Source organism: Algibacter sp. AS12 (genome assembly GCF_046736315.1).
Classification (GTDB): Bacteria; Bacteroidota; Bacteroidia; order Flavobacteriales; family Flavobacteriaceae; genus Algibacter_B; species Algibacter_B amylolyticus.
Map to the genome: position 1 here is coordinate 3,044,092 of NZ_CP151841.1, position 21,512 is coordinate 3,065,603.

The window sequence follows — 21,512 nt, forward strand, 5'->3', positions numbered from 1 at the left end:
GATTTTAAGGGGTTAATATTAGAAAGTAAATAACAACATATAAGAACAGTTGCATTTTTGTAACTGTTTTTTTTACATCAAATTTTAAAAATTATGAAGAAAAATTCCCTCAATTTAGTACTTTTTTTACTGTTTAATTTATCTGTAATAGCACAATCTTACGCCCCAAAAGTAGGAGCAGAAGGCACCACAGCTATTCATCGCGATTCTGAAGATTTTATTGCTTGGGCAACAGGAGTTATGGTAGTTCGAGGACCTCAAAATATTACAAACCCAACAGGAGATGCAGCAAACTTTGGAACGCCAGAAAACGCCACCAATAAATCGAATGGACAAATTGTAAGTCTTGGCGATGGTGGTACCGCAATTTTAACCTTCGCGAATGCGATAAGCAATAATTCTGGTTTTGATTTTGCTGTTTTTGAAAATAGTTTTAGCGATACCTTTTTAGAATTGGCTTTTGTTGAAGTAAGCTCAGATGGTGTAAACTACTTTAGGTTCCCTTCGCACAGCCAAACGCAAACGAATACACAAGTTGGTGGTTTTGGTAGTGTTGACCCAACATACATTTATAATTTTGCAGGAAAATATAGAGCGAGTTATGGTACACCTTTCAATTTAGATGATATTCCAGATCATGCACTGTTAAATAAAAATGCTATAACTCACATAAAACTTATTGATGTAATTGGAACTATCGATCCCACTTATGCAACTTATGATAGTTATGGCAATATTGTAAACGACCCGTATGCAACGCCGTTTGGTTCGTCTGGATTCGATTTAGATGCTGTTGGGGTTATTAATGCGGCAACCTTAAGTCTGAATAATACCAATAAAAGTACGCTTGCTTTATATCCTAATCCGGCTTCAAGTCATTTTTCTGTTGCTAAATCGGGAACCGTATCTATATACTCTGTTTCTGGACGTCTGGTACACAAACAAATTGTAAGTAATACTGAAGTTCCGGTGGCTATTAACCAACTAACAGCGGGTGTTTATATCGTGAAATTATCGAATAAAACAGGTGTGTATACTCAAAGATTAATAAAGAAATAACTTTACTTATTTTATGTTGTTTGAGAGAAGGCTGCCTATTTTGGGCAGTCTTTTTTATGTTGTCATTTATTTATAAGATGATAAAAATTCAACAAAATTACTGGTTTAGAAAAGAGTTTTACTAACCTGCGAGGTCTCCAAGACCTTGTAGGTTTACTTTTTTTTTGTATTCTATATTTACAAGGTTTTTAAAAACTTACAATACCTATAACCTAAAACAAGTATTATAATATATTTGAAGGATAACTATTTAATTCTAAAAAATAAACTTTATTATGAAAGTTTTATCTTTATCACCGACTTACAATACCCATAATTACAAGTAATGAAATTAATTGAATACTTAACAGGTCAAGGTGGCATGATGCTTCTAGGCTTAATAGCTATAACAGTGTTTGTTATAAGAAAATATAAAGAAAAGCGTTATTTTAAAGATGTTGAAAGGCGCATAAATAATAGAAATAAAAGCCAAGGAGCTAAATAAAATCTTATTTTATTTAAGGCATTAAATCGCAGTACCAAATACCATAATTATCTGTAGTGCAAACCGAATCCTTGTCGGTTTTTGGCGCATTATATTCTCGGTATACTTTTTCTCCTATTGTAAAGTTTATAGGCTTCTTGAAAATAGGGCCATCAAAACAAAAGGTGTGAAACTCGCCGTTTTCGCCGCAAGGATCTACACCTTCGGGTAAATTGTCTATAAAATGTTTGTCGATTATAGTACCAACAAAATCTTCTCCAAAATATTTTGAATTAGCACAAACCACAATAGTTTTAAAACCTAAATCTAAAAAGTCGTTTAATAGTGCTTTGGTGTCCTTTTTCCAAAGCGGAAACACAGCAGTAATTCCTTGTTTTTCCAATTGCTGTTCTCTGTAAGCTCTTAAGTCTTCTAGAAATATATCGCCAAAAGCGGTATGCGTAAAGCCTTCTTTTTTTAGTCTTGAAGTAGTTTCAAGCATCTTTTGTTCGTAAACGGCCATACTTGGCATTTCCGGTAGTTCTATTAAACTAGCAGGAATACCAATAGCTTTTGTTTGGGCTATAAGTAACTCCTTTCTTAAACCGTGCATAGAAACGCGATTGTAATGGCTGTTTACGGTTGTAATTAACTCGTTTATAGTAAAACGTTCGTCTTGTAATAGGTAGTGTAGCGCTAAAGCAGAATCTTTACCAGAGCTCCAGTTGAAGTAGGTTTTTAGTGTTTTCAATAAAATAGGTTTTAGTCGATAATCATGCCACCTTCAAGTGGGTTTAATTCATTACTCTCCATTAATAATTTAAAGGATTGTGCTGATTTCGATTTAATGGCTTGAAATTTAGCCATTGAGTCTTCGATATCTGCAAGAGCAAGTGCTAGCATGGGTTCATTTACATCGCCTAAAACGCCATAATTAAGTGGGTTTTCGTCGTACTCAAAACCTATTGAAGGCGGTAAACCATCACCCGGAACAGTTTCATTGTTTTTATTAACTCCATTGGCTATTAAAGGTTGCATAGCGTAGGTGTGACTTGGATTTGCACCTTGTCTGGCAAAATCTGGAGAATCGTACAGTGTTCTTGAGGCCTGTGTTTTACCAACCGTATTGCTGCCTATTTTAACCACATTCTCTAAATAAGGTTCTAAACCATTTATTAATCCTTCGCTTGCCGAGGCAGAACTTCCTGTGGCTAAAACGTATATTTTGTTTAAACCTAAACTGTTTATTGTAGTACCATCGTCTAACTTACTAGCAAAATTAAAATCGGTATTATTGTTTTGTAAAGTACTATTGTATATTAATTTTTCGAAGACTTCGCCAGTGTATTGACCGGTAATCATACTAGCCAAATATGCCGTTGTACTTACCGAACCGCCTGGGTTGTATCTTAAATCGACCACTAAATGTTGCACGTTATTAGATTTGAAATCTGCAAAAACTGTATTTAATTCATTTTCTGAACCAGATGTAAATCCATTGTACATTAGGTAACCCACATTTTCGCCACCTACATTTATAATTTGAGTGTCGTAAATAGGATCTTCGGTATATTGCACTTTTCCAACTGGTATATCTTCATTTAATGAGTCTATGCTATCGTCTGTAGTTTCTGCAGTATTTTTATCATTATAAAACCCTAGGTTAAGCGTATAGGAGTCTTGACCAAGTAGCGTTCTTAAATTATTGTTAGTAAGTCTTTGACCATCTATAGCATAAAATATATCGCCACGTTTTAAACCCGCATTATCTGCAGGACTATTAGGCAGTACTAAGCGTATAACACCAAAACCTTCGGTTGCACTATTTGGTGCTGCAAATAAGGCGTATTCCATACCATTTGTTATGGTGTTACCTTGAAATTGTTGCTCTAAGGCAAGGTAATCGTCTACAATCCAACTAAACCGATCTACAGTGTCTGGTTGGTATAAAAAGCTATTAAATAAATCAAATGGCGATTCAAAATTATTTAGGAACGCAGAGTATTCGGCGTTATTAGAAAATCGGTTATCTGCCAAATTAGGGATGTTATCTTTATATAAATAAAAAATATTCATGCCGCTATATATAAAATCGTTTATATCGTTGTCTGTAGCAGCAATATCATCGTTATCTTCAAAGCAATTGGTAAATAGAAGGGCTGCAAATATTAGTATTAGGGCATTTAACTTGTTCATATTTTACAATTTATATAGGTAGTCGGTAAAACTTTAAAAATACTTACATTATTGCGTAATACCGAATTAATTTTAAAAATGATTGATAATAAAGTTGAATTATAGTTTAGCTAAAGAAAATACAAACGAGTTTAATCAGTTATTTTGAAGTGTATTAGGTATACGTATTATTCTTGTTTAAAAATATAGATATTAGTTGGCGGTTTTGCTGTAATTTGGCGGATACACCCGCGTAAGGGATTGAGCAATTGTTGGAGCTCCTCTTTGAGAGCGACTTGTGAAAGCCCGACCCGACAGGGTTACGCCCCAAAAAATTTTTTTTTTAATTGCTGTGTAACAAATTAAATACTGTGTCGTCGTAATAGAAATAGCCGTAACCAAGCTGTTTTATTTAAACCAAACCAAAATGACTCAAAAGGAGTTTTTAAATATTGTAATGCCTTTTAAGGATAAAGTATTTCGATTAGCGAAACGCTTATTAGTATCGACAGAAGAGGCAGAAGATGCCACGCAAGAAGTGTTATTGAAATTGTGGAATAATAAGGTGAAAATAACCGAGTATAAAAATGTTGAGGCTTTTTCCATGACGATGACCAAGAATTACTGTTTTGATAAATTAAAATCTAAACAAGCACAAAATTTAAAATTGGTGCATAGTAATTATGAAGAGAAAAATACGCCTTTACAAAAGCAAGTAGAATTAAATGATAGTGTGAATTGGGTAGGGAAAATTATAGCCGATTTACCAGAACAACAAAAAATGATAATCCAATTACGAGATATTGAGGATTATGATTTGGATGAGATTGCAAAAATGCTGGAAATGAATAATACAGCGGTACGTGTAGCCTTATCGAGAGCAAGAAAAACAATAAGAGAAAAATTAACAAATACACATAGTTATGGTGTTAAATAATATAGAAAAATTACTAGAAAAGTATGAAAACGGTGAGACATCGCTTAAAGAAGAGCAGCAGTTAAAAAACTATTTTTCGCAAGAAACTGTAGCGCCACATTTAGAAGTGTACAAGCCTATGTTCGCGTATTTTTTGGTAAACAAGCAAGAGCAATTTACTAAAGACGTTCCTTTAAAAACAACCCGTAATTTTAATTACAAATGGATTTCTGTCGCAGCAGTAGCAGTGCTTATGCTAGGGTTTTATTTTGGTACTACTTTAGGTCAAGGTGATTTAGGTACGTATGAAGATCCCGAATTAGCGTTTAATGAGTTTACGAAATCTATGGAAATGATTTCGTCTAAATTTAATAAAGGCGCAGCAACGGTTAGCTATCTTAATGAGGTGAGTAAAGGAACTTCGACGTTAGGATATCTTAACGAGGTTGAAAATACAACAAGTATAATTTTTAAAACGTATTAAAGAAATGATCACAAATAAATTAAAAACAAGAACAATGAGAAATAAATTAATAGTATTCGTAATGGCCCTGATGTTAGTACCCTTAGTAGGTATGGCACAGAAAGATATTTTTGAAAAATATAGTGACAACTCCGATGTTACTTATGTATCGATAAAGCCTAAAATGTTTCAAATGATAGCTAAAATGGGTATTAATATTGACGATGCCGAGGCTAGAGCTTATATGGATATGGTACAGAGTATTACTAGTTTTAAAACTATTGTTACCGATAATAAAACTATTGCAGCTGAAATTTCTAAATGGGTTACATCGCGTTCTGGTGGCTTAGAGGAATTAATGGAAGTTAAGGATGATGGCAGCGAGGTTAAGTTTTACGTAAAAGAAGGTAAAGATGTAGACCATGTAAAAGAGCTATTAATTTTTGTAAACGGCATTGATAGTAAAATGGAAGAGAAAATTGAAATTAACGGTAAGGAACGTAAAATTGAAACTGTAGTGGTATCGCTTACTGGAGATATTGATCTTAATCAAATCTCGAAACTTACCGATAAAATGAATATTCCAGGTGGACAACATCTTGAAAAAAATAAATAAACCATCAATTAATCGATCATGAAACGAACAATCAAACTTTTAGCAATCGCATTAATTACCGTTGTTAGTTTTACTAGCTGTGGTAATGATGTGAGTTTGCAACGCTATTTTGTAGACCACCAAGAGACTAAAAACTTTATTTCGCAAGATTTTCCTTTATCTATGATAGAGATTGATAAATCTAATTTTACCGAAGCACAAGAAGAGGCTTATAATTCTGTAGATAAATTAAATTTTTTAGGATACAAATCTGATAGTACAGATCTTGAAACATTTAATACCGAAGTAGCAAGAGTAAAAGCTATTTTAAGTAATAGTAAGTATAATGACCTTATGGAGTTTAGCGATAGGGGAAATAAAATAGCAGTTAAATATTTAGGAGATGATGAGAATACCGACGAGTTTATTGTTTTTGGTAGCCATACAGAAATGGGTTTTGGTATTGTTAGAGTATTAGGAGACGATATGAATCCTGAAAAAATGATAACTTTAATGGAGACCATGAAACAAGCAGACCTAGATAAGGCGCAATTAGATAATATTATGAATTTTTTTAAATAGATCATTAATTTTAAAACATTATATAACAAAAAAAGCTTCCTGATTTAGGAAGCTTTTTTTGTTATATATAGGTATTCTATTTTATTCTTGATTGTTCTGTTTTCGCTTCTTAGAAAGTATACTTAAAACAATAGTAAAAAAGATAATAGTAAGTACCGTTAAAACAACAAAATTGTCAAGGGTTTTAAGAACCCCAAACACAAAAATACCAGCAATCATAAGTCCTGTTAGTATTAAAGCTTGTTTGTCGTTTATCATAGTTTAAATATTAAATACCTGTGTAATTACTAGGTGTAATTTGTTTTAATTCGTCTTTTATAGCATTAGAGACCTCTAAGGTATCAATAAAATTTGATATAGAATCTTGGTTTATTTTAGAGTTGGTTCTCGTTAAGCCTTTTAAAGCTTCGTAAGGGTTAGGGTAACCTTCGCGACGCAAAATAGTTTGAATAGCCTCGGCAACTACCGCCCAATTATTTTCTAAATCCTCAGCAAATTTACCTTCGTTTAAAAGTAATTTGTTTAAACCTTTTAAAGTGGATTTAAAACCAATTAATGTATGTCCAAAAGGAACACCAACGTTTCTTAAAACCGTACTATCTGTTAAATCACGTTGTAATCTAGATACAGGTAATTTAGCGGAAAGGTGCTCGAAAATAGCGTTTGCAATTCCTAAGTTTCCTTCAGAGTTTTCAAAATCTATAGGGTTTACTTTGTGTGGCATTGCAGAGCTTCCAACCTCACCAGCTTTAATTTTTTGTTTAAAATAATCCATCGATACGTAGGTCCAGATATCTCTATCTAAATCTAAAACAATGGTATTAATACGTTTTAAAGTATCAAACAAAGCAGCCATATGGTCGTAATGCTCAATTTGAGTGGTAGGGAAGGAGTGTTGTAAACCTAATTTTTCTTGTACAAACTGTCCGCCAAAAGCTTTCCAATCAATGTTTGGGTAAGCCACATGGTGCGCATTAAAATTACCAGTCGCACCACCAAATTTAGCAGCACTTGGTATATCGTTTAATAAGTTAAATTGCTCTTCTAAACGCACTACAAAAACTTCAATTTCCTTTCCTAAACGGGTAGGAGATGCCGGTTGCCCATGCGTTCTAGCCAACATTGGTATGTTAGCCCAGTCTTTAGATAAGTCTTTTAGTTTTTCTAAAATTATTAAATATTCAGGCACATAAACATTATTCATCGCCTCCTTAATACTTAAAGGAATAGCCGTATTATTAATGTCTTGCGATGTTAAACCAAAGTGGATAAATTCCTTAAATTCAGATAATCCTAAAGCATCAAATTTCTCTTTTATAAAATATTCAACAGCTTTTACATCATGATTAGTAACGCTTTCAATTTTCTTGATAGCCAACGCATCTTCCGATGAGAAATTATTATAAATCGCTCTTAAACTCTCAAAAATACCAGTATCAACAGCTTTAAGTTGAGGTAACGGAATTTCACAAAGCGCAATAAAGTATTCAATTTCTACCAAAACACGGTACTTTATTAAGGCTTCTTCAGAGAAATATGGCGCTAATTCACTTACTTTACTTCTGTAACGACCATCAATTGGCGAGATGGCATTTAATGCTGATAATGACATAATTTTTGTTTGGTTTTAAGAAGTTGCAAAGATAGAAAAGAAAGTTAGAAGTACGAAGTTACAAACGCTAAGATTAAAGCAAATTCATAGTAATCTCGGTTCTATCAACTAATTATTTGGGCGTGCCCCAAGGGTCGGGCTTTCCGCTAAATCTTTTTTTGCCATTTATGGCAGCAAAAAAAGGATACCGCTTCAATCCCTCACGCGGGTATATCTGCTAAAGCTATACTATAACTCAAGCTAATAGGCGCTCCGGTTACATTTGTTTGCGCTTAATTTTTTTCAATATATGGCGTGCTCTAGCTTTATAGGCCGCACTTTGTTTCGAGAAATCGTCCTGCAAAATACGTGCAAGTTCGGGGTGTACCCAATCCATACTATTTCCAAACATAAAAAGTGTAGTCATGCTATAAGCTTTGGGAGCCACTTTTACATCGTTAATCATATAGTCAAAACAGGTTTCTATAATACGTTCTATATGGGTTTGGGTTAAATTTGTTTTAATAAGATTATCCGTTTTTGCGTTATAAGCCGCAGCCAAAAATTCGCAAATTTTAGCTACAGGTCGCACTGCCGATTCTATTTTTACCTTGTGCATCTTCTCCGTAAAAACATCTAAATACGGTACAATGGTTTCAATATTATGGTTGCACATAAACTCGAAAACCCAAGCAGCACGTGGCGAAATTTTATCATCAACTCTAAAAAGGATATCCAATAGCCTAGGAACCAATTCCGGATTATCTTGCATTAAGTTTGCGTAAAATAAGCGCTTTTCCCGCGAGTGGTTTACGTAATTTAATTCCTTGTAAAGTTGCTCTGTAGTCAAAAGGTTTTCTTATTTTTAAATTCTAAAATTAGGCAAAATGAAAATAACAAAAAAAATACTTATTCTACTTTTAATTGTATTTGTAATAGCTCAGTTTTTTGGGCCGGAAAAAAACCAAGGTGATTTAGCCTCTATGGATGCTTTTATGGCAGAAACTAATCCGCCAGAAGATGTAGCAATTATTTTAAAAGATGCCTGTATTGATTGCCATAGCAATGTTACCAAATATCCTTGGTACAATAATATAACACCTGTAAATTATTGGCTAAACCACCATGTTGAAGATGGCAAAAAACATTTTAACATGTCTAATTGGGAAGGGAATTCAATAAAACGAAAAGATCATAAGTTCGAAGAACTTATAGAAATGGTTGAAGAAGGCGAGATGCCTTTAAACTCTTATACTTGGACGCATAGCGAAGCTAAACTTAGCGAAGCTCAAATAAAATCGGTTATTGATTGGGCAAAATTAGTTCGCGTAAAGTATGGTTTAGAACCTAAGCCAGAATAAATATAAAATTCTAAAAAGGTAAAAACCAAATTCCAAGGAGATATGGTTCTGCGTTGGAATTTGGTTTTTTATATTTTGAGATTTGGAAATTTTCATGAAGAAAAATTTACTTATTATAGGCTACGTATGGCCCGAACCTAAAAGTTCTGCGGCAGGAAGCAGAATGATGCAACTTATTGATGTTTTTCAGTCGGAAAACTATACCATAACCTTTGCAAGCCCTTGTGCCAAAAGTGACAATGCTTTTAACTTAAATAGTATTGGAGTTACACAAGTTTCCATTGCTTTAAATAACACTTCTTTCGATGATTTTATAAAAGACTTAAACCCAAATGTTGTGCTTTTCGATAGGTTTATGATGGAAGAGCAATTTGGATGGCGCGTTACCGAATACTGCCCGAATGCCTTAAAAATTTTAGATACCGAAGATTTACACTGCCTACGTAAAGGCAGACACCAAGCTTATAAGGATAATAAACCGTTTAATAAAACCTACTTATTTAGCGATACTGCAAAGCGCGAAATAGCAAGTATATATCGTTGCGACATAACCTTAATTATTTCGCAAGCCGAAATGGACATTTTAAAAAATGATTTTAAAATGGACGAGGCATTATTGCTGTATTTACCATTTATGCTAGAACAAGTTTCTAATCATGATATAAATACCTTTCCTAAGTTTGAAGCTAGAGCAAACTTTATAAGCATTGGTAATTTTTTGCATGAGCCTAATTACAATGCCGTATTATATTTAAAAGAGACTATTTGGCCGCTAATACGAAAAGAATTACCGCAAGCCGAATTACATATTTATGGTGCTTATGTATCTCAAAAAGTGACCCAGCTAAATAATAAAAAGCAAGGCTTTATTGTAAAAGGTTTTGCTCCAGATGTTAACACGGTTATGCAAAACGCCAAAGTATGTTTAGCGCCAATTAGGTTTGGAGCGGGTTTAAAAGGAAAACTAGTAGATGCTATGCAAAACGGTACGCCTATAGTAACCACTACCGTTGGTGCAGAAGGGATGTTTGGCGATTATGAACCTAACGGCTTTATTGAAGACGATGCTAATTGCTTTGCAAATAAGGCTATTCAATTGTATGACAACGAATGGTTTTGGACCGAGAAGCAAACCAATGGATTTGCTGTAATAAACAATCGATTCAATGAGCAAAAACATAAAAATATGTTAGTATCGCGAATTGAATCGATTATTAATAATTTAGATATACATCGTCAACATAATTTTACGGGACAAATGCTGCATCATCATAGCATGCAAAGCACCAAATTTATGAGTCGATGGATTGAAGAGAAGAATAAAGCCTAAGCAGTTACCTCACTCTTTTTAATTTTTCTGTAAGTAAAGGAGTTAAAAATGTTTCGCTTACCAAAACGTGTTTGCTTATCCGATTGCGAAAATTTAATGTACAACGCTTTGTTTACACCAAAAAACTCGTAAGTATTGCCATCTAAAAAAGTAACTTCTAAAAGTAACCCTTTATGTTGCCAGTCCATTATAGCAGTAGAAATAGTCGTATTAAAGTCTTCTAAATTTGCAGCTTTAGTTTCTGGAGCGATACTAACTAAAAAGTGATAACCATCAATAATTTGTCGGCTTTTTAATTCGGCCTCAACAGCTTTAGGATCACCTGCTTGAAATTTGTCTGGGTGCCATTCCTTAACTAAATTTCTGTATTTAGATTTAAGAAATTTTAAACTCATGTCTTGTTCTACTTCAAACAATTTCTTGTATTCGTTAATGCGCTTCATCTGTTACTTCGGTATTTTTTTAAATAGTGCGCGAAGATAGTCTTTATAGTTTACAGTTAGCCTAATTTATTTTACACAATATAAATATTTTAACAGCTATAACCCGTGAGTAACCAATATGTTACAGTTTAGCATTTAATACGTTCCACTTTAAATTCTTGGTGAATTGGGTAAACTGCTGGTCCAAATTGATTAAATACGGCAACATCGGCAGCATCCAAACCATAACCAATAGCTACATAACCACCTTTAGGGCCATTTTGTGTAGCATCAAAAGTATACCAACGACCACCAACATAGGCTTCGAACCAAGCGTGCATATCCATGGGTTTTAATTCGTGTAAATACCCAACTACCATACGCGCCGGAATACTTAAACTTCTGCATAACGCGATTCCTAAATGTGCCAGATCTCTGCAAACACCGCATTGTTTGTTGTAAACCTCGGTTGCCGAAATAGGGTAGGCAGTACTGCCAGGAATAAAACTTATAGTATTACGCAACCAATCTTCAATAGCGGAAACTTGATTAAAACCCGGTAAGTAGTTTGCAGTAATACTTGTTGCTAAATCGTTAAAACGGTCGGATTCGCAATATCTACTAGGTAATAAATAGCAAAGTAAATCGTTAGGTAAATTTTGTATTTCAACAAAAGGAGCTCCAAAATCTAGATCTGAAACTTCCGAGGTTTCTACATCGGCAGTGGTGTAAATTGAAAGTTGTCCAGCTGGTGCTAGTATGCGTTGGCACAGGTTTCCGTAATCGTCTGTAAATTCCGTAATGGGTGTATTTGGCGTTATTTTAAATTCATCGTGCTCAATCCATTGTTGTGCGCCACTACGCGGACGTAACATTAAGATAAATGGGGTTGGAATTTCTATTTCGAAAACCAAATTACAACTTACTCGTAACCACATAATTAAAATGTTTTAAAAACTGATTTTATGCCATAATTGGAAGTATTCCAAATGTAGTGGATTTAAGTTTTAAAGCCGGTGGTTATTATATATTAAAAGGACGAAAAACTATTATACTAGTAAAAATGCCTGTTTAAAATGATTATTGTGCGGTATTTAGTAGTTCTATCATTTTGCGTACACCAACCGTAGCTGTGTTTTTAATGACAGTTAAATTGCTATGGCTCGCTATACTCGGTTTTGGATCTATAAAATACGTTGGTGTGTTTTCTGGAACATAATGCATTAAACTTGCTGCAGGATACACTTGCATAGATGTACCAATAATAACTAAAATATCGGCTGTTTCGCATATCCTAACGGCTTTTTCTATCATTGGGACATCTTCACCAAACCAAACGATGTGTGGTCGCAGTTGGTGTCCGTTTTCGCAAACATCTCCTAAAACCAAATCTGTTTTCCATTCTTGAATTGTTTTATGGTTTTTAGTGCTTCGTACTTTTAGTAATTCGCCATGTAAATGAATCACATTTGTACTTCCAGCACGTTCATGCAAATCGTCTACATTTTGAGTAATAATAGTTACTTTATAACCCTGCTCTAGATTAGCCAAATCTATATGTGCTTGGTTGGGTGTTACTTCAAACAATTGGCGACGACGTTGGTTATAAAAATTTAAAACCAATTCTGGGTTGGCTGCAAAACCTTCGGGAGTTGCTACTTCCATAACATCGTGTCCTTCCCATAAACCATTGGCATCTCTAAAGGTTTTTATGCCACTTTCGGCACTCATACCCGCGCCTGTAAGTACTACTATATGTTTCATTAATTGTGCTTTTTTGTAATTCTTGTATTTAATGGAATAGAATCAAAGATACTAAGTATTCATTTTTAGTAATGCTAGAAAGTTTATTAGTTTTGCGTTATGACTGACCTAAAACTCCTTGAACACTTAGAAACCTATTTAACCGAACACCGTAAAAGTCGTTTTCACGATGTTTTACAAGAACGGACTAAACATTTTACTGTAGCTACGGAAGATGTTTACCAACTGCATAACACGAGTGCAGTAATGCGAACCTGCGATGTATTTGGCATACAAGAGGTAAATATTGTTGAAGAAGTAAACAGTAAAAGCATAGACCGAGAAATTGCTATGGGTGCTCAAAAATGGGTAGATTTAAATCGATACGGTAGCGTTAAGCATTGTATTAAGGACTTAAAACAAAATGGCTACCAAATTGTGGCTACTACACCACATACGGACGATTGCGAACTCTATGATTTTGATGTTACTAAAAAGTCTTGTTTTTTCTTTGGACGGGAAACCGAAGGCTTATCGAAAGAAGTGTTGGATGAAGCCGATTGTTATTTAAAAATACCTATGGTTGGCTTTACGGAGAGTTTAAATATTTCTGTTTCGGCTGCTATTATTTTACAACATGTAACAAGTAAGCTTAAAAAGACAACTATTAATTGGCAACTTACCGCACATGAAATACTTGAAAAACGTTTAGATTGGTGTAAAAAAACAATTAAAAGCCATGACGAGATCGTGGAGCGGTTTTACGAATTGAAAAAATAGTTATCTTTATAGGAATCAACTTTATAAAAGCGGAAATTATGAAAAAAAATATGGTAGGCTGGTTTGAAATTCCTGTGACAGATATGGATCGAGCTAAGGCGTTTTACGAAATTGTATTTCAAGTAAAAATAGATATTCAGGATTATGGCGAAATGGTAATGGGATGGTTTCCTTTTACCGAAGGAACCGAAGGTGCTGCAGGTACTTTAGTTAAGCAAGACTCTTATACGCCAAGTCATGAAGGTACATTGGTTTATTTTATGAGTGATGATGTGCAAACAGAATTGGATAGAGTAGAAGGTGCTGGCGGTAAAATATTGCAAGCTAAAACCGAGATTTCTCCAGAACATGGTAATATGGCCATTTTTGAAGACTCGGAGGGTAATAGAGTAGCTTTACATTCGATGGTTTAGCACTGCCTTATGCAGGTTTACCCACGTTAGGGATTGAAAAGGAAAGCCCGCAGCCCGACGCAGGAGGTGCGAGGACTTGTATTGAAAAGCCCGACCCTTGTGGTAACGCCCAAATAAATAGTTTAAATTTTTCTGCTACGGCCACGACTTAGCAGCTTATACTCTTCGTAACATTCGCTAATGGCATCTAGTATTTGAAGATCGTTAGCAGTTTGTATAAAGCCTTTAGAGTAGTTACACTGGCTAACAATTTCGTCTAGATCGACACGTTCTACTTGTAGTAAAACGGTTAGCATTTCGCGATCGAAACGAGAGGCCAAAAGGTTCCTGATTTCGTCGTCTTGCTTCATTTTTTTAAGCTTACGTAGTTCGGTTTCTTTTTTACCAAACATACGGTGTAAAAAATCGGCAGGGTTAAATATAGACCCAATAACTTTGGTTAGCCCAGACTTTTTGCTGGCCTCGTAACCAGAGCCTTGTAGCCCAGAAATACTGTAGCGGTAATTGGTGTTAATGTCTGGTACTTGGTTAATATCGACTTCTAAATAACCGGTAAGACTTAGTTGGTTTACAACCACTTCTTCTAGTGCTAAAGCCAACTCGGTAAGTGCTATTTTAGAGCTTCCAAACTTTATCCAATCGTTAGTTACACGAACTTTTATAGATTTAAAACCTAAATAGGATAGGTGTAAGGTGTCGTTAGCTTTTGCAGTAATTGCAAATTCACCTTCTTTATTTGTAGTGGTACCAATAACTTGGTTTAGGTTAACAATATTAACGCTTTCTAGAACAGAATCGTCGGCCGAATTAATAATTACACCTGACACTTTCCCTAGCTCTTGTGCTATACTAATAGCAGAAGTTATAAGAAAGGTAAAAAGTAAGATATAATTTTTCATAGGCCTAAATTGCTTACCAAAAGTAATAAACAAAACGGCAATAAATTGCCGTTTTGTTTTATTTTGACTTAAAATTAACAAAAAAGTTTAATTCCTAATTTTCTAGGATTAACATATTTATGGTAAGCTTAACACTTAGTATCAAGCGTTTTTTTATTATCGTCTAGAACGTCTTGGTCTTGAACTTCCGAATTCGCTAGAGTCTGAACGACGTGGTTTTGAATCGCCACCTTCGCTTCTGCGTCTATCACTTCGGCTTCCAGAAGAAGCGCCTTTTCTGTCGTCACGTCTTCCGCCACCACGTCTGTCGTCTCTTCGTTTTCCACCGTCGCGTCTTCCGCCACCGCGTCTGTCGCCGCCTCTTCCGCCACCGCGGTTTTCAGAAACTTCAACATTTACAAAACGTCCTTCGTGTTTAAAGTCGGTAAAATGTGCTAATACTTTCTCTTTGGCTTCATTTTCTGTATTAAAGAAAGAAAAAGATTCTTTAGTTTCCACTTTAAAAACATCATCTCTACCTAGTCCTAACTGCTCTTTTAAGAAATCTTTTAAAGACATCCAATCGAAACCATCTTTAGAGCCTACATTAATAAAGTAACGTGTAGAGTCGTTTTTACCACCTCTAAAATCGCGTCCGCCATCACGTCCACTATCAAAAGAGCCTTCGGCAATATTTAAGTTTTTAGATTTGTTGTAGTAATTATAGAAACGTGTAAACTCTACAGAGAAGAATTTTTTAATTAATTCATCTTTATCCGTATCAGCAAATAATTCGTTAATACTTGTTAAGTGCTTATCTATTTCGTGGTTAATTTCTGTGTTGTGAATTTTATTTGCAAGCGACATTAATTGTACTTCGCAAATATCGGCCCCATCAGGAATTTCCTTTTTATCGAACTTTTGGTTTATAATACGCTCAATACTTTTAATTTTACGAACCTCACTTTTAGAAACAATAACCATTGAAACTCCAGTTTTTCCGGCACGACCTGTTCTACCAGAACGGTGTGTGTACGTTTCAATTTCGTCCGGTAATTGGTAGTTTATTACGTGTGTAATATCATCAACATCAATACCACGCGCAGCAACATCGGTTGCTACAAGCATTTGTATTTGTTGGTTTCTAAACGATTTCATTACCAAATCTCTTTGGTTCTGGCTTAAATCGCCATGTAAGGCGCCAGCGCTATAACCATCTTCAATTAAGTTTTCGGCTACTTTTTGAGTATCACGTTTTGTTCTACAAAAAATTACCGAAAATATATCTGGATTGGCATCACTTAAGCGTTTTAAAGCTTGGTAACGGTCTCTTGCGTTTACTAAATAGTATTCGTGCGATACGTTACTTGTACTTTCATTTTTATTACCAACAGTAATTTCCTGTGGGTTATTCATGAATTTTTTTGCAATTGTTGCCACCTCGCGAGGCATAGTTGCAGAAAATAACCATGTGTTTTTATCTTCTGGAGTATGCGATAAAATATCTGTAATATCTTCTTTAAACCCCATGTTTAACATCTCGTCTGCCTCATCTAAAACCGAATATTGGATTTTAGAAATATCAACCAAACGACGGTTTATCATATCTTTCATTCTACCAGGCGTAGCCACAATAATTTGTGCGCCACGTTTAATTTCTCTAGCTTGGTCTGTAATACTAGACCCACCGTAAACGGCAACTACATTAAGGCCTTTACAATATTTACCATACAATTTCATTTCGTTGGTAATTTGTAAACAAAGCTCTCTAGTTGGCGATAAAATTAAACCCTGCGTGGTGCGGCTAGAAACATCAATTTTTTCTAACATTGGGAAACCAAAGGCAGCCGTTTTTCCTGTTCCGGTTTGGGCTAGTGCCACTAAATCGGTTTCAGATTCTAATAAAATTGGAATTGCTTTTGCTTGTACTTCACTAGGTTTTTCGAATCCTAAATCGGTAATTGCTTGTAATAGGTCGTCATTAAGACCTAAATCTTGGAATGTGCTCATTTTTGTTATGTATGCGATTTGTTATGTGGTGTTACATAAAGAAGCGAATCGACATACTTAACTTAAACTTCCAGTAACACATCCTCACTCTGAGGAATTTATAGTTCCGATACATCGGAATTTTCAAGATGCAAAGATAGATAATTTATTGGCATAACACTCTAGAAGGGATTTTTTTATTTTAAACACGTAGTCTTACTAAAAGCGAACTCTTTAAAACATAAGTGATAGCTGTTCTATTTGGGCGTTTTAACACGCTTTCCACTGTATCTTTTTAAAACCTTATAGCTTGGTTTGGGCTACTTTACTATCTGCTTAGTTTTAGGTTTAAGTAAGTTGTATTCTTATTAAGTTTTAAAAAGGATGCCGTTGCAATCGTTAACGCAGTTCATGTTACCATTTATATTTCTAATTGATATAATAATTCGCTTTACTTACTAGATAAGGTAGATTTAAAGTAGGTTATTATTTTATGTTAATTGCTGAATATCTGTCAGGATTTATAACTTTTTATTAGTTATATATGCATGTTGGCAATAGTTTTTATTTAATTCTAATAAACTTATAATGAGTATTAGTGGTGTCCGTTTTTGCTCTCCGTACAAGTGTGTCTTTATTTCCATTTCCGCTTAATGTATAAAAGAAATGATTTCTAAAATCTTTTTCGTCCAATATATTCATGTTTAAATCCGTAATATTTTTAAGATATATATTTGATTCGCCCGATGTCCAATTTTGCTTTGTTGTAAAAATTGATTTAATAATAAGTGAATCTTTGGTAAAAGTCAGACCATAATGATAGTCGCTTTTGTCAATGTATTTCCAATCTCCAATCAGTTTATTGTTATACTCGTTTGAGACACAACCAAGGAAAACAAAAGTAAGGATTATGTATAGTGAGTAGTTCATCTAATTATTGCCAACCGTTTATTATAAGAATAGTAGCGGATTTGCATTCACTAACTTTTCCGTTAAATACAGGCCTTTTTTATATTTACTTATTTTCGTTTTAGCGATTAAACCGTAATTAAATTTATACGGTGTGAGCCATAGTAATTATTATTTTTCAAATATTAATCCCATAATTTTTAGTTTAATTACCTGTTCTTTGTCATTTCTTATGAATTGTAGGGTGTAGTTCGGTATACTAAAAAGGTCTTTGGATAATGACTGGATTTCACTCTTGGAAGAACCTTTTCCATAGCGTAGTAATAGTTTGCCGTTTTCTACTTTTACTTCTTTTACTACTTGCAAACCTTTGTTCAAATAAATACCTTCAAACTTTTTTAAATCTGTTTTTGAATATTGATAAGGTTCATATTTTTTGAATAGCCAAGGCTTTTCATTCTCGTTTGCATAAACTTTAAATTGCTTGTTGTCATCAAATTCAAAGACGATATTGCTCATTAAGAATTTATGATTTCCAATGGGTTCTAATTCGCCGATTTTATCACCATCTGTTACCATTAAAACCAACTTTTTCCCTTTTACTCGTAATGTGTTGAACCTTATATCTTCGTATTCATTACCCAAAAAGAGATAATCTCCTTCATATTTTTTAAGTTCAGAATTGGTTAATTTGACTCTTTTTTGTTTGCCTTCTTTTTTTCTTAGGGATTCTTTTTTTTGAACGTATAAATCTACGAGTTGAAAGAATTTTTCTTCAAAATCATCATCGAAAGTATTTTGAGTAGTAAAAAATGCTATATCCAAATCAGGGAAATAAAGGTATTTAGAAACAAATCCTCCCATTATCATACCGTCAAACCCCATAGCTTTATAACCATTGTGTGTTTCAAATTCTACACCTAAACCGTAGTTTATTGTTGTTCCGTCATTTAGTTTGGCTTTTGTATGCATTGTTTGCCATATTTTAGGAGTTCCAATAGTAGCATTTTTCAGTCCTTGATGCCATTTAAACATATCTCTTGGCGTTGTCATAATCTGACCATCTCCGTTGTAGATGGTTGAATGTAAATGGCTTTTATAGTATTTTCCATCTTCTTTAATATATCCAATGGCTCTATTTTTTATAATGGAGTATGTACTGGTTTTTTTAATAGTACTTTCCATTTTGAGTGGTGAGAAAATGTGACTTTGTAGATATTTTGCGAAAGCTTCTCCCGATGCTTTTTCAATAATATTGGCAAGTAAAATATAGTTTGCATTAGTATATTCAAAATACTCTCCCGGTTTAAAATTAAGTTCATCTATGTTTACTATGATGTTAATAACTCGAGATTGCGTAAGTAAATCATTAAAGGATAAATTTGTTAAGTAAAAATAAGGGTCAACCTCTTTTATTCCACTGGTTTGATTTAAGAGTTGTTCAATGGTTGGGTCGCCTTTTTTATAGCGAGGAAGATTATCGATGTATTTATATGCAGGTTCTTTGATGGATAATTTACCTTCATTTTCTAACAACAAAATCGCCGCTGCCGTAAATTGTTTTGCTATTGAACCAATATCAAATACTGTTTCGGATGTTATGGAGATATTATAGTCAAGGTTTGCACTTCCAAATTGTTTTTCAAGTACGATTTTATCATCTTTGAATACCGCAATTGAAAACCCAGGTTGGTCGTTATCTACTTGGTAGAGGGTGTCTATTTTTGATACTATATTTTGCGATGTTCCAAATATTGGAATTAGGAGAGAGAATATTATTAGTATTCCAAAGTGTTTTTTATTCATAGACATAGTTTTCTTGCTCTAAAGGCTAAATTAAATTTTTGTTGTTACAGTTGAGGGAGGTTTTATTATGGCTAACTCGTAATATGGTAACTTTTATTAATCATATCCCGCAAATAAGTTAGGATATAGTAACTTATTTGTTACCGATATCCTATAAATATAATTAATTTTTCTTACACAAATAAGATGTTTTTTTAATACACTTTTTAAGTAGTATTTGTTATTTAAGTGAGAATAACATAAGACAAACTCTTTGTCTTAGTGCCTTTTCGGGACATAAATTATGAGGTTTCTCCAAACACTGAAAAGGCAAAGAGATTCAATTTAACTTCTGCAAATTACCAATACGTTCCAAAAGCGTAGGATGCGAATAATACATAAATACATAAGCAGGATGTGATGCTAAGATGCTCAAACTAATTTAATTATTTTCAGTTTTAATAAAATGATATAATAATTCCCAAAAGGTTTCATTTGCAACGCCTCCTTGTTTTAGACCCCAATTGACTAAAGTAGGCACTTTGTATTTATGTGCAACTACAATATTTAGTTTAGGAATAACGGTAATAAATTGTCCGCCCCAACCGTGTGCGGTATATGCGCTTTCAAAATCTGGATGATTTTTAAAGTTATCAACTAGCCACCACATATAACCATAGGAAAACTGGAAAGGGCTAGATTCATTTAGTCCATAGCGTTCATTTACAATTTCGGTTGGTGTTACTGTAGTTGTAATTTTGTCAATCCAATTTTTTGAAATCAATTGCTTTCCATTCCATTGTCCTTTATTAAGCATCAGTTGCCCTATTTTTGCCATATCTCTTGTTGAAAGGTATATATGATGAGCAGGATATTTGGATTTTCTTTTGTTGTATTTCCTTTTTTGGTTTTTAATATTCCAATCTTGAAAGCCTAACGGAATGGCTAGCTGTTCTTCAATTTCTTGATACACACTATTTCCCGATTTTATTTCTAATATGGAGCCAGCTACATTAAAATCCCAATTATTATAAACAAAATATTCTCCTGGTATTACCGACCCTCTTTCTAATATGTTTTTTTCATCATATCCGCCATTGGCAGGCTCATAAAAAACTCCAGAACGCGCGCTAATTATATGGTTAATGGTGGCACTTTTTTCAATGTCCAAAAGGCCATTGTATTCATCAATGCCAATTTCTCCTATAGTTTGGTTTAGGTTAATAACTCCATTTTCAACATACTTACCATATAAAATACTTAAAACACTTTTCCTGCAAGAAGCTATATAGCTAATCTCCTTAGTATCTCCATATTCAAAAAGAATTTTTCCATCTTTTAAAACTAGCATTCCAGTAGTTTCAAGATTGTTTTTTAAAAAGTTGGTTAACGAATCTAATTTTTGTTGTAAAAATCCTGTTCCTACCAAAGAATTATTGTTTTCAAAAGGAGTGCCTTCATACCGAGGATTATGTGTTCTGCAACTAAGACAGATGCTAAATACAGTAATAATAATTGGAATGTATTTTAATTTTTTCATTTTGTTTTTTAATTAATTTGAACTTATACCAATTGTTATATATGATTTGTTTTGAGTGATAATTGGTATTAGTACTATATTTTTTGAGCTTATAGTTTAAATGCCTTCAATTGAGTTATTGTTAAATGTTCTTTGCGCAGCCCATTTCCAAGCTATATAAAGAATTAATAATAATGTGCCTATTTCAATACTACTGAAAAATATATAGTGTAAACTATTTGTGCCTGTTGCAAAACTTCCTATTTGTATAACTATCATTAAAACACCAACAATCATATTAATAATTCGATTCAATTTATTCTTTAAAATCATAGAAAGCATAATCATAAGCATGGGTATTTCCATAATAATAGCAAAGCTTAGTAGAAATGGTTCTGTAAATTCTATTCCGTCTACATTACCAACTAAAAGGTCGTTTAAAAATTTAGAATGATACAATGAAAATACGTCGCAGAAAATGTAATTTACGGTTAAGAATATCCATAGTTTAGATAAAAGGTTTTCAGTTGTCTTCATTT

General features: G+C 33.7%; 24 protein-coding genes. 10 read left to right on the top strand and 14 right to left on the bottom strand.

The genetic code is table 11. The features are described from left to right. The first annotated feature begins 93 nt into the window (after positions 1-93). Positions 94-1,059, top strand: a complete 966-nt coding sequence (locus tag AAFN75_RS12685; protein ID WP_411806664.1) for a T9SS type A sorting domain-containing protein — start codon at positions 94-96, stop codon at positions 1,057-1,059. Between the two features lie 325 nt (positions 1,060-1,384). After that, positions 1,385-1,543, top strand: a complete 159-nt coding sequence (locus tag AAFN75_RS12690) for a hypothetical protein (protein ID WP_411806665.1) — start codon at positions 1,385-1,387, stop codon at positions 1,541-1,543. Positions 1,544-1,556: 13 nt separating this feature from the next. Here AAFN75_RS12690 and AAFN75_RS12695 read toward each other — a convergent pair whose 3' ends face one another. Continuing rightward, complete coding sequence (locus AAFN75_RS12695; protein ID WP_411806666.1) at positions 1,557-2,273, bottom strand: diphthine--ammonia ligase; 717 nt, start codon at positions 2,271-2,273, stop codon at positions 1,557-1,559. 11 nt (positions 2,274-2,284) lie between these two features. Next, on the bottom strand, positions 2,285-3,718 hold the full coding sequence (locus tag AAFN75_RS12700; RefSeq protein ID WP_411806667.1) for a S41 family peptidase: 1,434 nt from the start codon (positions 3,716-3,718) through the stop codon (positions 2,285-2,287). Positions 3,719-4,124: 406 nt separating this feature from the next. Between AAFN75_RS12700 and AAFN75_RS12705 the strand changes: the two genes are divergently transcribed. From AAFN75_RS12705 to AAFN75_RS12720, 4 genes are read left to right on the top strand one after another with little or no spacing between them, the layout of a single operon-like run. Next, positions 4,125-4,634 (top strand): RNA polymerase sigma factor, encoded by a 510-nt coding sequence (locus tag AAFN75_RS12705; RefSeq protein WP_411806668.1) that lies wholly within the window; start codon positions 4,125-4,127, stop codon positions 4,632-4,634. Further along, the gene (locus AAFN75_RS12710; protein WP_411806669.1) at positions 4,621-5,097 is read left to right on the top strand and encodes a hypothetical protein; all 477 of its coding nucleotides are present in this window, start codon (positions 4,621-4,623) and stop codon (positions 5,095-5,097) included. The genes AAFN75_RS12705 and AAFN75_RS12710 overlap by 14 nt, the downstream gene beginning before the upstream one ends. 34 nt (positions 5,098-5,131) lie before the next feature. Next, positions 5,132-5,692 (top strand): DUF4252 domain-containing protein, encoded by a 561-nt coding sequence (locus AAFN75_RS12715; RefSeq protein ID WP_411806670.1) that lies wholly within the window; start codon positions 5,132-5,134, stop codon positions 5,690-5,692. Positions 5,693-5,710: 18 nt separating this feature from the next. Further along, positions 5,711-6,253, top strand: a complete 543-nt coding sequence (locus tag AAFN75_RS12720) for a DUF4252 domain-containing protein (RefSeq protein ID WP_411806671.1) — start codon at positions 5,711-5,713, stop codon at positions 6,251-6,253. A gap of 81 nt (positions 6,254-6,334) precedes the next feature. Here the strand turns inward: AAFN75_RS12720 and AAFN75_RS12725 are convergent, their stop codons facing one another. The 3 genes from AAFN75_RS12725 to AAFN75_RS12735 form a co-directional block, all read right to left on the bottom strand. Further along, a complete protein-coding gene (locus tag AAFN75_RS12725; RefSeq protein ID WP_411806672.1) occupies positions 6,335-6,511 on the bottom strand; it encodes a hypothetical protein in 177 nt (58 codons plus the stop codon). Between the two features lie 10 nt (positions 6,512-6,521). Beyond that, complete coding sequence (gene purB, locus AAFN75_RS12730) at positions 6,522-7,865, bottom strand: adenylosuccinate lyase (RefSeq protein WP_411806673.1); 1,344 nt, start codon at positions 7,863-7,865, stop codon at positions 6,522-6,524. Positions 7,866-8,121: 256 nt separating this feature from the next. Then, positions 8,122-8,694, bottom strand: coding sequence for an adenylosuccinate lyase (locus AAFN75_RS12735; protein WP_411806674.1), 573 nt, complete (start codon positions 8,692-8,694; stop codon positions 8,122-8,124). Between the two features lie 37 nt (positions 8,695-8,731). Here AAFN75_RS12735 and AAFN75_RS12740 point away from each other — a divergent pair, with 37 nt between their 5' ends. Beyond that, positions 8,732-9,205 carry a heme-binding domain-containing protein gene (locus AAFN75_RS12740; RefSeq protein ID WP_411806675.1) on the top strand — a complete coding sequence of 158 codons (474 nt, stop codon included), beginning with the start codon at positions 8,732-8,734 and terminating at the stop codon, positions 9,203-9,205. 94 nt (positions 9,206-9,299) lie between these two features. Beyond that, on the top strand, positions 9,300-10,535 hold the full coding sequence (locus AAFN75_RS12745; protein ID WP_411806676.1) for a glycosyltransferase: 1,236 nt from the start codon (positions 9,300-9,302) through the stop codon (positions 10,533-10,535). On the opposite strand, the gene AAFN75_RS12750 is transcribed toward AAFN75_RS12745, so the two are convergent. From AAFN75_RS12750 to AAFN75_RS12760, 3 genes are all read right to left on the bottom strand, one after another. Beyond that, positions 10,532-10,978 (bottom strand): KTSC domain-containing protein, encoded by a 447-nt coding sequence (locus AAFN75_RS12750; protein WP_411806677.1) that lies wholly within the window; start codon positions 10,976-10,978, stop codon positions 10,532-10,534. The genes AAFN75_RS12745 and AAFN75_RS12750 overlap by 4 nt on opposite strands. Positions 10,979-11,106: 128 nt before the next feature. Continuing rightward, entirely contained in the window at positions 11,107-11,895 is a 789-nt protein-coding gene (locus AAFN75_RS12755; protein ID WP_411806678.1) for a transglutaminase family protein, read from the bottom strand. A gap of 142 nt (positions 11,896-12,037) precedes the next feature. Further along, the gene (locus tag AAFN75_RS12760; RefSeq protein WP_411806679.1) at positions 12,038-12,721 is read right to left on the bottom strand and encodes an SIR2 family NAD-dependent protein deacylase; all 684 of its coding nucleotides are present in this window, start codon (positions 12,719-12,721) and stop codon (positions 12,038-12,040) included. Between the two features lie 99 nt (positions 12,722-12,820). Between AAFN75_RS12760 and AAFN75_RS12765 the strand changes: the two genes are divergently transcribed. Together AAFN75_RS12765 and AAFN75_RS12770 are read left to right on the top strand one after the other, a co-directional pair. Next, a complete protein-coding gene (locus tag AAFN75_RS12765) occupies positions 12,821-13,480 on the top strand; it encodes a TrmH family RNA methyltransferase (RefSeq protein WP_411806680.1) in 660 nt (219 codons plus the stop codon). A 38-nt stretch (positions 13,481-13,518) separates the two neighbouring features. Further along, positions 13,519-13,893, top strand: a complete 375-nt coding sequence (locus AAFN75_RS12770; protein ID WP_411806681.1) for a VOC family protein — start codon at positions 13,519-13,521, stop codon at positions 13,891-13,893. 122 nt (positions 13,894-14,015) lie between these two features. Here the strand turns inward: AAFN75_RS12770 and AAFN75_RS12775 are convergent, their stop codons facing one another. From AAFN75_RS12775 to AAFN75_RS12800, 6 genes are all read right to left on the bottom strand, one after another. Further along, positions 14,016-14,792, bottom strand: a complete 777-nt coding sequence (locus AAFN75_RS12775; RefSeq protein WP_411806682.1) for a carboxypeptidase-like regulatory domain-containing protein — start codon at positions 14,790-14,792, stop codon at positions 14,016-14,018. A gap of 156 nt (positions 14,793-14,948) precedes the next feature. Then, positions 14,949-16,781, bottom strand: a complete 1,833-nt coding sequence (locus AAFN75_RS12780) for a DEAD/DEAH box helicase (RefSeq protein WP_411806683.1) — start codon at positions 16,779-16,781, stop codon at positions 14,949-14,951. A gap of 543 nt (positions 16,782-17,324) precedes the next feature. After that, the gene (locus tag AAFN75_RS12785; protein WP_411806684.1) at positions 17,325-17,690 is read right to left on the bottom strand and encodes a hypothetical protein; all 366 of its coding nucleotides are present in this window, start codon (positions 17,688-17,690) and stop codon (positions 17,325-17,327) included. Positions 17,691-17,840: 150 nt separating this feature from the next. Next, positions 17,841-19,475 carry a serine hydrolase domain-containing protein gene (locus AAFN75_RS12790; protein WP_411806685.1) on the bottom strand — a complete coding sequence of 545 codons (1,635 nt, stop codon included), beginning with the start codon at positions 19,473-19,475 and terminating at the stop codon, positions 17,841-17,843. A gap of 421 nt (positions 19,476-19,896) precedes the next feature. Then, entirely contained in the window at positions 19,897-20,994 is a 1,098-nt protein-coding gene (locus tag AAFN75_RS12795; RefSeq protein WP_411806686.1) for a serine hydrolase domain-containing protein, read from the bottom strand. A 96-nt stretch (positions 20,995-21,090) separates the two neighbouring features. Then, complete coding sequence (locus AAFN75_RS12800) at positions 21,091-21,510, bottom strand: DUF6326 family protein (protein WP_411806687.1); 420 nt, start codon at positions 21,508-21,510, stop codon at positions 21,091-21,093. Between the last annotated feature and the right edge of the window lie 2 nt (positions 21,511-21,512).